At 63.5% G+C, this 11,562-nt stretch carries 11 protein-coding genes; 5 read left to right on the top strand and 6 right to left on the bottom strand.

Annotated elements, in window-relative coordinates; translation table 11 throughout:
• The 5 genes from ACS13N_RS02920 (at position 1) to ACS13N_RS02940 (ending at position 6,410) form a co-directional block, all read left to right on the top strand.
• Positions 1 to 987, top strand: a complete 987-nt coding sequence (locus ACS13N_RS02920; RefSeq protein WP_438930270.1) for a tetratricopeptide repeat protein — start codon at positions 1 to 3, stop codon at positions 985 to 987.
• The gene (pelF, locus tag ACS13N_RS02925) at positions 984 to 2,591 is read left to right on the top strand and encodes a GT4 family glycosyltransferase PelF (RefSeq protein ID WP_438930271.1); all 1,608 of its coding nucleotides are present in this window, start codon (positions 984 to 986) and stop codon (positions 2,589 to 2,591) included. The genes ACS13N_RS02920 and pelF overlap by 4 nt, the downstream gene beginning before the upstream one ends.
• A complete protein-coding gene (pelG, locus tag ACS13N_RS02930; RefSeq protein ID WP_438930272.1) occupies positions 2,591 to 3,961 on the top strand; it encodes an exopolysaccharide Pel transporter PelG in 1,371 nt (456 codons plus the stop codon). The genes pelF and pelG overlap by 1 nt, the downstream gene beginning before the upstream one ends.
• Before the next feature lie 150 nt (positions 3,962 to 4,111).
• Positions 4,112 to 5,380: a D-amino acid dehydrogenase gene (locus ACS13N_RS02935; RefSeq protein WP_438930273.1), complete on the top strand. Its 1,269-nt coding sequence runs from the start codon at positions 4,112 to 4,114 to the stop codon at positions 5,378 to 5,380.
• Between the two features lie 103 nt (positions 5,381 to 5,483).
• Positions 5,484 to 6,410, top strand: coding sequence for a glutamate/aspartate ABC transporter substrate-binding protein (locus ACS13N_RS02940; protein ID WP_438930274.1), 927 nt, complete (start codon positions 5,484 to 5,486; stop codon positions 6,408 to 6,410).
• 71 nt (positions 6,411 to 6,481) lie between these two features.
• Here the strand turns inward: ACS13N_RS02940 and ACS13N_RS02945 are convergent, their stop codons facing one another.
• From ACS13N_RS02945 to ACS13N_RS02970, 6 genes are all read right to left on the bottom strand, one after another.
• Positions 6,482 to 7,231 carry an amino acid ABC transporter ATP-binding protein gene (locus ACS13N_RS02945; RefSeq protein ID WP_438930275.1) on the bottom strand — a complete coding sequence of 250 codons (750 nt, stop codon included), beginning with the start codon at positions 7,229 to 7,231 and terminating at the stop codon, positions 6,482 to 6,484.
• Positions 7,228 to 7,920 (bottom strand): amino acid ABC transporter permease, encoded by a 693-nt coding sequence (locus tag ACS13N_RS02950; RefSeq protein ID WP_438930276.1) that lies wholly within the window; start codon positions 7,918 to 7,920, stop codon positions 7,228 to 7,230. The genes ACS13N_RS02945 and ACS13N_RS02950 overlap by 4 nt, the downstream gene beginning before the upstream one ends.
• Before the next feature lie 2 nt (positions 7,921 to 7,922).
• Positions 7,923 to 8,618, bottom strand: coding sequence for an amino acid ABC transporter permease (locus ACS13N_RS02955; protein ID WP_438930277.1), 696 nt, complete (start codon positions 8,616 to 8,618; stop codon positions 7,923 to 7,925).
• A 58-nt stretch (positions 8,619 to 8,676) separates the two neighbouring features.
• Positions 8,677 to 9,522: an ABC transporter substrate-binding protein gene (locus tag ACS13N_RS02960; RefSeq protein WP_438930278.1), complete on the bottom strand. Its 846-nt coding sequence runs from the start codon at positions 9,520 to 9,522 to the stop codon at positions 8,677 to 8,679.
• Between the two features lie 397 nt (positions 9,523 to 9,919).
• Complete coding sequence (locus ACS13N_RS02965; protein WP_438930279.1) at positions 9,920 to 10,522, bottom strand: hypothetical protein; 603 nt, start codon at positions 10,520 to 10,522, stop codon at positions 9,920 to 9,922.
• A gap of 90 nt (positions 10,523 to 10,612) precedes the next feature.
• On the bottom strand, positions 10,613 to 11,404 hold the full coding sequence (locus tag ACS13N_RS02970) for an IclR family transcriptional regulator (RefSeq protein WP_438930280.1): 792 nt from the start codon (positions 11,402 to 11,404) through the stop codon (positions 10,613 to 10,615).
• Positions 11,405 to 11,562: the final 158 nt, after the last annotated feature.

An 11,562-nucleotide genomic window follows, 5' to 3' on the forward strand; every position in this document is an offset into this window, starting at 1 on the left:
ATGTTCAAGCTCACGCTCAGCGGCATCTCGGCCCAGATTGCAGCGGTGGTGATGGTGCTGCACGCCGGCAACAGCCTGGCGCTGCTGCTGTCGTGCCTGCTGCTGCAGGGCACCGCCGCCGCGCTGATCGGGCTGGCCGCGTGGCGCCTGCTGCCGCGCCGCTATCGCGTGCCGTTTGTCTGGACGTACGGCTACCTCGTCGCTCTCTGCTTCTTTGTGCCGGTGGCGGGGTGTCTGCTGGTGCTGGGCAGTCTGCTGCTCGGCAAGCTGTTCCCCAAGCCGGAAGACGACAAGGACATCGCCGATGTGGGCTTGCCGGTGTTTGTGGCGCACCTGATCTCGCGCGTGACGCACGGCGGTGGGGCGCGGCTGCGCGCGCAGCTCAGCAATGAACGCGCGCCGGTGCAGAGCCGCATGACCGCGCTGGTGGCCATGCAGTCGATGCCCACGCGCACCGCCAGCCCCGTGCTGCGCGACCTGCTGGCCGATCCCGTGGACGACATCCGCCTGCTGGCCTACGGCATGCTCGACAACGCCGAGAAGGTGTTGATGCAGAAGATCCTGGCCGAGTTGCCGCGCCTGGAAGAGGCCATCACGCCCGAGGCCCGCTACGACATCAACAAGCGCCTGGCCGACCTGTACTGGGAACTGATCTACCAGAACCTCGTGCAGGGCGATGTGTACCGCTACACCGCCGAGCAGGTCGAGCGCTACGCCAGTGCCGCGCTGGCCATCCAGCCCGACAACGCCGCGCTGTGGTACATGCGCGGCCGGCTGGCGCTGTCGCGCCGCGAACCCGACGTGGCTGAGTCACACCTGCGCGAGGCCGAGCGGCTTGGCTTTCCGCGTGACCGCCTGCTGCCGCCGCTGGCCGAGGCCTGCTACCTGCGCGGCGACTATGCCGGTGCACGGGCGGCCCTGGCGCAATTCTCCAACCGCTCGCCGCTGCCATTGCTGCGTCCGTTGCTGCGCTACTGGACATCATGAGCGACCAATTTCCACGCGCCCAGTCCGCCGACGTCGCGCTGCTGCTCGAAGGGACATTCCCCTATGTGAGCGGTGGGGTGTCGAGCTGGGTCAACCAGATGATCCGGGCGTTTCCGGACATCCGCTTTGCCGTCGTCTTCATCGGCAGCCGCCGCGAAGACTACGGCAAGCCCGTCTACGCCATCCCCGACAATGTGGTGCACGTGGAGTGCCACTATCTGTACGACTTTCCGGCGCCGCCGCTGGTACAGGCCAGCGGCGGTGACGCGGCGGCCTTCGAGCGCTCGCGCAAGCTGCACGAGGCACTGCGCAACCCCGCGCACAAGGAAGAGACAGCCGACCTGATCCGCGCGTCCATCGCCGATCTGCGCGACGACGGCCCGCTGGCCGAGGAGCAGTTCCTCTACAGCCACCGCGCGTGGGACATGATGACGGACTACTACCGGCGCTACTGCACCGACCCGTCATTCACGGACTACTTCTGGACCGTGCGCATCATGCACAAGCCGCTCTGGCAGCTCGTGCGCATTGCCGAGAACCTCATCCCGGTGAAGGTGTTCCACACCATCTCGACCGGCTATGCAGGCTTCCTGGGCGCGCTGCTGCGCTACAAGCGCGGGCGACCGCTGCTGGTGTCGGAGCACGGCATCTACACCAAGGAACGCAAGATCGATCTGTTCCAGAGCCAGTGGATCCGGGACAACCGCAGCATCTTCGAGAAGGACATCGCGCAGATCAGCTACTTCCGTGACCTGTGGGTGCGCTTCTTTGAAACCATGGGCCGCGTCTGCTACGACGCCGCCGAAGAGATCACCGCGCTGTACGAGGGCAACCGGCTGCGGCAGGTGATCGACGGCGCGCCGGTCGAGAAGACGCGCAGCATCCCCAACGGCATCAACCTGCCGCGCCTGGCCGCGCTGCGCGACAAGCGCCCGGCTAAGGTACCGTGCGTGATGTGCCTGATCGGCCGGGTGGTGCCCATCAAGGACGTGAAGACCTTCATCCGCGCCATGCTGACCGTCACGCGCGAGATGCCCGACGCCGAAGGCTGGATTGCCGGCCCCGAAGACGAAGATCCGGAATACGCGCACGAATGCCATAGCCTGGCCGAGAGCCTGGGCCTGGGTGACCGCATCAAGTTCCTCGGCTTCCAGAAGATCGATGACATCCTGCCCAAGGTGGGTGTGCTGGTGCTGAGCTCCATCAGTGAGGCGCTGCCGCTGGTGGTGCTGGAAGGGTTTGCCGCGGGCGTGCCCTCGGTCACCACCGATGTGGGGTCGTGCCGCCAGTTGCTGTTCGGCCTGGAAGGCGACGATGCCGCGTTGGGCGCCGCTGGCGCCGTGGTGCGCATTGCTGATCCGGCCGCACTGGCAGCCGAAGTGCTGACGCTCTTGGGCGACGAATCGCGCTGGCATGAGGCACAGGCCGCCGGCATTGCCCGTGTGGAGCGCTACTACACGCAGGAGATGATGGTCGGCGCCTATCGCGAGTTGTACGACCGCTTGCGCACGCTACCTGATCTGTCCACCGAGGCCACGGGCAAGGCCGCCGCGGCAGCCTGCCCACACCATGCCGGGCAGGCCAAGCAGCAGGGAGCACGCTGATGGCAGGCATCGGTTTCGAGTTGCGCAAGATGCTCAAGCGCGACAGCCTGCTCGGGCTGCTGCGCGCCTACACCTACGCCGGCATCATCAGCTCCGGACCGTGGATTCTCTCCATCGTCGGGATTCTGCTGATCGGTATCCTGAGCCTGCCGTTCGTGATTCCCGGCTCGCTCATCACACAGTTCCAGGTGTCGGTCACTTACTTGATTGCGGTGAGCCTGATATTGACGGGGCCGCTGCAGCTGGCCTTCACGCGCTTCACGTCCGACCGCCTGTTCGAGAAGCGGGACGACCTCGTCCTGCCCAACTACCACGCCGTGTCGCTTGTGATGACGCTGGTGGCGGGTGGCTTGGGGCTCGTCGTCATACTGTTCGCGTTCGGGCAGCAGTCGGCCATCTACCGGGTGTTGATGCTTGCGGGCTTCGTGGTCATGGCCAACATCTGGATCGCGGTGATCTTCCTGTCGGGCATGAAGCAGTACAAGGCGATCGTGTGGATTTTCCTGATCGGCTACACGCTCACGGTGCTGCTGGCACTGCTGTTCAATCGCGTAGGGCTGGAGGGGCTTCTGCTGGGCTTCGTACTGGGGCAGTTGTGTCTGCTGATCGGCATGGCGGGGCTCATCTACCGCAACTTCAGCGGACGGCGCTTCCTGTCGTTCGAGGTGTTCGACAAGCGGTTTGCGTATCCGTCGCTCATGCTGATCGGGCTGCTGTACAACCTCGGCATCTGGCTCGACAAGTTCATGTTCTGGTATGCGCCGGGCACGGGGCAGCAGGTGATCGGGCCGCTGCATGCGTCGGTCATCTATGACATTCCAGTGTTCCTGGCGTACCTGGGGATCATTCCCGGCATGGCTGTGTTCCTGGTGCGCATCGAGACGGATTTCGTTGAGTACTACGATGCTTTCTACGACGCCGTGCGGGGCGGGGCATCGCTGGAGCACATCGAAGACATGCGCAACACGATGGTGCAGACCATCCGCGCGGGCCTGTACGAGATCGTAAAGATTCAGGCCATGGCGGCGCTGGTGCTGTTTGCCGTGGGCGCTTCGGTGCTGCGGGTGCTGCATATCTCCGAGCTGTATTTGCCGCTGCTGTACGTCGACACCATTGCTGCGAGCTTGCAGGTGGTGTTTCTGGGCGTGCTGAATATCTTCTTCTACCTGGATCGGCGGCGCGTGGTGCTGGGGCTGACGGCTGCGTTTGTCGTGCTCAACGGCGTGCTGACGTGGATCACGCTGCAGCTGGGGCCGGCTTGGTATGGGTATGGGTTTGCCGTGTCGTTGCTGCTGGTGGTGATGGCGAGTCTTGTGATTCTGGATCGGAAGTTGGATCGGTTGGAGTACGAGACTTTTATGTTGCAGTAGGGTTTTGGGGGGTGTTTGGGCCTTGGTGGTCCATCCCGGTCCAGAAAAGCCTATAGCCCCACAACATCCCCCCCAACAACTCCGCATTTGCGCAACCGCCCCCCGCCTCCTTAAGCTGCCGACAACATTTCTCTAAGTCGAAGCTTCTTCATGCAAATCGCAGTCGTCGGCGCCGGCATCATCGGTATCAGCACCGCAATCGCATTGGCCCAGGAAGGTCATCAGGTCACCCTGATCGAACGCCACCCGGGCCCGGGCGAGGGCACCAGCTACGCCAACGGCGGTCAGCTCAGCTACAGCTATGTGGCCCCACTGGCCGGCCCCGGCGTGCTCTCCCACGTGCCGGGCTGGCTGCTGCGTCGCGATTCACCGCTGCGTTTGAAGCCTTCGCTGGACCCGGCCCTGCTGCGCTGGGGTCTGCGTTTCATTGCGGCCTGCAATCGCGAGCGTGCCGACCGCACCACGCGCGAGTTGCTCGCCCTGTCGTTCTACAGCCGCACCCGCATGGAAGCCCTGCGCGAGGCATCGCCCGAACTGGCCTTCAGCTTTGCCCGGCGCGGCAAGCTGGTGGTGCACCGCGATGCGGCCGCATTCGAGTCCGCCCGCGCCCAGGTCGGCTACCAGGCCACGCTCGGTTGCGAGCAGCATGCACTGTCAGCCGACGAGGCCATCGCCCACGAACCCGCACTCGCCGGGGTGCGCGACCAGATCGTCGGCGCCATCTATACGCCGGATGAAGACGTGGCCGATTGCCACCAGCTCTGCGTCGGCCTGTTCAACCGGCTGCGCGAGATGCCAAACGTCACGTTACGCTTCAACACCGGCGTCAACGCGTTGTGGACGGAAGGCTGTCGCGTGCGCGGTGTGACGCTGGCCGATGGAGCCCAACTGGCGGCCGATGCGGTGGTCATGGCCGCCGGCGTGACGAGTGCCAAGCTGCTCGGCCCGTTGGGTATCGACCCCGGCCTGTATCCGCTCAAGGGCTACAGCATCAGCCTGCCGCTGGGTGAGGGCGATGCCGCTCCGGTCATCAGCGTGACGGACGCAGCGCGCAAGATTGTCTATGCGCGCATCGGACAGACGCTGCGCGTGGCCGGCATGGCCGATCTGGTCGGCTGGTCGACCGCGCTCGACACCCGCCGCGTGCAGACCCTGTACGACGAGACCCGTGCGCTGTTTCCGGGCGCCATGCGTGCCAATGACGAAGGCGCCGATGCCGCACCGTGGGCAGGCATGCGTCCTGCGACGCCGACAGGTGTGCCGGTAGTCGGCGCATCCCCAGTGGAGGGGTTGTGGCTGAATGTCGGCCATGGCGCCTTGGGCTTTACGCTGGCACTTGGTAGTGCAGGGCTGCTGGCAGATATGATCGCCGGGCGCAAGCCGGTGATTTCTCCCGCACCCTACGCATTGGCCGCGTAACAGCAGCACAAGAGATTCAAAAGACCGAGCGTGCAAGCTTGATCGCTTGCGCCAATTGGTAAGCAAAGTAGTCTGGAGCGAACACACCCAAAGGAGGGGAAGCATGAAGACATTGCATTCGACCAAACGTATCCTGTGCGGATTGACGCTGGCTGCGGCTGGCACGCTGGCGGTGCTGTCGACCGGCGCGCAGGCGCAGTCGAACGACACGCTGGCGAAGATCAAGCAATCAGGGGTGATTTCGGTCGGCTATCGCGAGTCGTCGATTCCGTTCTCGTACCAGGCCGATGCCAACACCATCACCGGCTATTCGCAGGAGATCTCCAACCTGATCGTCGCCGGTGTGGAGAAGAAGCTGGGTATGCCCAAGCTGCAGGTCAAGCTCACGCCGATCACCTCGCAGAACCGCATCTCGCTGCTGCAAAACGGCACGATCGACTTCGAGTGCGGCTCGACCACCAACAACCTTGATCGCCAGAAGCAGGTCGCGTTCTCGAACAACATCTTCATCTACGGCATGCTGATGCTGGTGAAGAAGGATTCGGGCATCAAGGACTTCCCGGACCTGAAGGGCAAGACCGTGGTGACCACCGCCGGCACCACCGAAGACCGCATCCTGCAGAAGATGAACGGCGAAGCGAAGGACGCCGACAAGATGAATCTGATCCTCGCCAAGGATCACGGCCAGGCGTTCCTGACGCTGGAGTCGGGCCGCGCCGTGGCCTTCGTGATGGATGAGCCGCTGCTGTACGGCGAGCGCACCAAGGCCAAGAACCAGAACGACTGGGTGGTGGTCGGCACGCCGCTGCAGACCGAAACCTACGCGTGCATGATGCGCAAGGACGATCCGGCGTTCAAGAAGGTGGCAGATGACGTGATTGCCGACCTGATGAAGTCGGGCAAGGCCAACGAGCTGTACAAGAAGTGGTTCATGTCGCCGATCCCGCCGAAGAACCTGAACCTGAACTACCCGCTGACGACGGGCATGAAGGATCTGTACGCACACCCGAACGACAAGGCGATTCAGTAAGCGCGCTAGCAGCACAAACGAAAAACGGGGGACATCATCGTCCCCCGTTTTTTATTGTGCGACGCCTCGGATCAGGCTGGCTGGGCCCAAGGTGAGCGGATGTCCGCCAGGAAGCGCTGCGCACGCGGATGCTGCGGGCGCAGGAAGAAGTCTTCGGGTTTGGCGCGCTCCAGCACCTGGCCCTGGTCCATGAAGATCACGCGGTCCGCCACTTCGCGTGCGAAGCCCATTTCGTGGGTGACGCAGACCATGGTCATGCCGTCGCGGGCGAGGTCCTTCATCACCAGCAGCACTTCGTTCACCATCTCTGGGTCCAGCGCGGAGGTGGGCTCGTCGAACAGCATGACCGGCGGTTTCATCGCCAGCGCGCGGGCAATCGCCACGCGTTGCTGCTGGCCGCCCGACAACTCGCCGGGGTAGGCATCGGCCTTGTGCGGCAGGCCCACACGTTCGAGCAGGCGCATCGCAAAATCCTTCGCTTCCTGCGGCAGCATGCGCTTGAGCTGTACCGGCGCCAGTGTGCAGTTCTGCATGACCGTCAGGTGCGGGAACAGGTTGAACTGCTGGAACACGAAGCCGATGCCGCTGCGCAGGATATTCACGTTCACGCCGTGCGCGTGCACATCCTGCCCGTTGACGGTGACGCGGCCTTTCTGGATGGCCTCCAGCCGGTTCAGCGTGCGGATGAGCGTCGATTTGCCCGAGCCTGATGGCCCGCACACCACCACGACTTCGCCTTTGGCGATGGTTTCATTGATGTCGACGAGGGCGTGGTACTCGCCATACCACTTGTCGACGTGTTCGATCGTAATCATGTTCATGGTTTGAGCGGAGCGCGCGCTGCCAGGCGCCGCTCGAGGAAGAACGCCACGCGGGTCAGGCTGAAGCACATCACGAAATAGCTGATCGCCAGCAGGCCGTAGACCTCGGCGGATTTCACCATGACAGCCGTGCTGATCTGGCCGGCCACGAATGACACCTCGGGCAGGCTGATGATGTAGCCGAGCGAGGTTTCCTTGATGGTGGAGACGAGCTGGTTGACCAGCGAAGGCAGCATGTTGCGCAGTGCCTGCGGCAGGATCACACGCTGCATTGCCTGCATGTACGACAGGCCGAGCGAGCGGGCGGATTCCATCTGCCCGCGCGGCAGGGCCTGGATGCCGGCGCGCACGATCTCGGCCAGGTACGCGCCGTCAAAGATCACCAGCGCGGTCAGCATGGTGCTGAACTGGTCCGTACGCTGGCCAGTGATGGTGGGCAACAGGAAGTACGCCCAGAAGATCACCATCAGCAGCGGCGTGCCGCGCACCACGTAGACGAGCGCCGTAGCCGGCCAGCGCAATGCGGCGATCGGGCTCACGCGGCACAGGCCCAGCACGATGCCCACCGGCAACGCCAGAATCAGGCCGGCCGACGCCAGCAGGAACGTCAGCGCCAGGCCACCCAGCGGGCCGTTCGGATACTGGCCGATCAGGTAGTAAACGCCGTAGGTTTGAATGAGGTCGAGCATGGCTACAGCGTCCGGACAGGGTAGCGATGCTGATACCAGGCCGAGAACACCGTGATCGCAATCGAGATGGTCAGATAGGCCACGGTGGCAAACGCAAACGCCTCAAAGCCGCGGAAGGTGGCGCTCTCCACCTGCTGTGCCTGATACATCAGCTCGGCTACGCCGATCACCATGGCTATGCTGGAGTTCTTCCACAGGTTCAGCGTCTGGCTGACCAGCGGCGGCACCGTCACGCGCAGCGACTGCGGCAGCACCACCAGCCGCATCGCCTGCAGGAACGAGAGGCCAAGCGCGCGGCTGGCTTCCAGCTGCTCCTTCGGGATCGAGCGGATGCCGCTGCGGATGTCTTCCGCCATATAGGCGGCGGTATAGAGCACGAGCGCGATGACCGCGCTCGCAGCTTCGTAGTTCAGGCTGTAAAGCCAGTCCTTGATGAACTGCGGCAGGATCTGCGGCGCGCCGAAATACCAGAACAGCATATGCGCGAGCAGTGGCACATTGCGGATGGCTTCAACGTAGGTCTGGCCGATGGCGCGCAGCGGCGCGGCGGGCGACAGGCGCAGCAGCGCCACCACGATGGCAAGCGGCAACGCCAGCACGAAGGCCAGCAGCGACAGCTTGATCGACAGGAAGAAACCGCTGACAAGCCATTGGTGATACTGCCCTGAGAGCAGCATCGACAAATTGAATTGGGGCATGGAGATTCATACCGCCCGGCCGAGGTTGAAACCCCGGTCCGGGCGGCCCGACGTGTAATTAGTCGATCTTGTCGGTGGAAATCTTGAAGGTGCGCTGCGGGAAGGCCATCTTCGTGGTCGGGCCGAACCACTTGTCGAACAGCTTCTGCGCTTCGCCGCTGGCTTCCATGCCCAGCAGCACCTTATCGACCTGCTGCTTGAAGGCCGGCTCGCCCTTGCGGATACCCAGGGCGATGTGCTCGGTCGACAGGTTCTGCGGCAGGATCGCGTAGTCCTTCGCCACCGGGCCCATCTTGGCCATGTTGCCGATCAGCGTGGTCTCGTCGTTCACGTAGGCGGCGCCCTTGCCTTGCTGCAGGGCCAGCAGCGCCTGCGGGCTGTTGTCGAACGAGACGACGTCAGCGTTCTTGATGGCCTTGGCAATGTTGGCTTCCATGGTGGAGCCCTTGACCGTCAGGAGCTTCTTGCCGTCGAGCTGGGCAAGCGACGTGATGCCGCTGTCTTTCTTCACCATCGCCTTTTGGCCGGTGATGAAGGTCGACACCGAAAAGTCGATCTGCGCCTCACGTTCCTTGTTGTGCGTGAGCGAGGCGGCCAGCAGATCCACGCGGCCTTGCTGCAGCTCGGGCAGGCGTGCGGCCACGGCAAGTTGCTTGAGCACGGGCTTCACGCCGATGCTCTTGGCCACAGCGTCGCACATATCGACGTCGTAGCCGACGATCTCGCGGCTCATCGGGTCTTTCAGGAAGCTGAACGGCTCGTCGGTGCCGAGCACGCCGCAGACGAGCTCGCCTTTCTTCTTGATGTCGGCAAGCTGGTCAGCATGGGCGGTCGTGGCGACCAGGGTGGCAGCGGCCAGGATGGCTGCGCCGGTAACTTGTGTCAGACGTCGGCTTGTTTTCATCGGATTTCCTCCTTGACGACTTGGGTGGGTGGCAGTGCGTGAATCAAGATCGACCGCGAGCATACAGGCGTGCGACTGGCTTGGCTGCTCGCTATCCGGATAACCATATGACGGCAGCATAGGCCGCCCAACTATAGACCATGCCGAACGGCACAAGCGCAGGCTGGCAAACGGGTTGGGGCGGATTGCACAGGCGGGGTTTCTGGGTGGCCGGGGCTGCCTGCGGTGGCGCAAACGCAGGCACGGCGCCATCGGTAAACCATTGGGCCCGCGATGATGGCGCGGCGGGGCTGAGGTACGGCCTGCTTGTTGTTATGCAAAGAAGACATTGGTCGCCATTAATGACATGGCAACCGACCCGGCTCCATCGGGGGATTCCCGGTGCCGGATGTTTGTCTTACAGGGCGCCGCAGATGGTTTCGTTGATGGGCACGTCGCCAACCGTTTCATGATCGTTGCCTCGATAGCGGTAGACCAGGCTCAGGCCCAGGCGCGTCAGGATGCGCACGTCGCCGTTGTTGCAGATGTTCTTCTGCAGGATCGGTACGAAGTTCAGCCGGAAACCTTGCGATGCAGCCGAGTGCGCCGCGTAGTTGGTCAGCGTGATGAGGAAGACGAGGTTCTTCTTCTGCGCCAGCGTGCATTGCACAAGCGCGGTCTCCCGGTCGAGGGGGATGGGGGTGAAACGGTTGATTTCCGTGCAAGCCTGGGTGAGCGCCCGGTCGGTATTGCGGGCCGGGCCGGTCAGGGCAGGCACGCCAGCCGCGGCGGTGCTGCGGCCAGTGGCGGCGCCAACCAGCATGCGTGCCAGCGGGGTCAGCTCCTGCAGGGCAGCGGCTCCGGTCAAGGACTGCGCTTGTGCCCACAGGGGGCAGGCCAGCAACGGCAGGGCAATCGCCAGGGTGCGCGCAGCGCTTGCCCGACCACTCGTCTGACGGCAGCGCTGGCGGCCTTTCACATCCAGACCGGTCCGAATGGCGGCGTGTTGAGTCACAGACATCCTCTTTGCCCACGGAGCCACAATTTTATTGAAAAAACCACCGGGATGCGAGGCGCCTAATGCACTCACTTGCACGCAACTTGTTTGCGATCAGGTCCGCACACGCACCATCGCCGAGATGCGCTCGGCCGCTGCCTGCAATGGTTCGAGAAATTGCTTGGTCATCTGCTTGGCCGAAGTGCGGTTGGCCTGTCCGCTGATGTTCATGGCGGCGATGATATCGCCCGCCCGGTTGCGGATCGGCGCCGACAACGAGATCAGCCCTTCCTCTAACTCCTGGTCGACCAGTGCCCAGCCTTGCTGGCGCACGCCGGCAATGATGTCCTTCAATGCATCGACTTCGGTGACGGTGCGTTGCGTGCGCGCACGTCGATCGGATTCGCGCAGCACGATGTCGAGCCGGTCTTCCGGCAGGCCTGACAGCAGCACGCGCCCCATCGATGTACAGAACGCCGGCAGGCGGCTGCCGACCGCCAGGTTCAACGCGATGATCTTTTGCGTGGGCACGCGCAGTACGTAGACGATTTCCGTGCCGTCGAGCACCGAGGCGGAGCAACTCTCGTGCACCGTCTGCACCAGCTCTTCCATCACCGGCTCGGCGAGGTTCCAGAACGGCATCGAGGTCAGATAAGCGAAACCGAGGTCGAGGATCTTGGGCGTCAGCCGGAAGAGGCGTCCCTCAAAACTGACGTAGCCCAGGCTGACCAGCGTGAGCAGGATGCGGCGGGCACCCGCGCGTGTGAGGCCGGTTGCTTCGGCAACTTCGGACAGCGTCTGCTCGGGCCGCTCCGCATTGAACGCGCGAATGACGGACAACCCGCGTGCAAAGGATTGCACGTAGGAATCGCTGGGTTTTTCGGTTGGTAGTTCGGCGGCGGACATGCAGGCAAGCGAAAGCGGAGTACTGGCCTCAAGACTACTGGCAATCCTCGTGTTTCGCTACTCGAACGCCTGATCGCTATGCGTACGTCTTGACATGGTCCGGATGGGAGGCGTAGATTAGTTCTTGGATCGAACGTGAGTTCGTTTAGCGAACAAAA

Source organism: Ralstonia sp. 24A2, from assembly GCF_051783885.1.
Classification (GTDB): domain Bacteria; phylum Pseudomonadota; class Gammaproteobacteria; order Burkholderiales; family Burkholderiaceae; genus Ralstonia.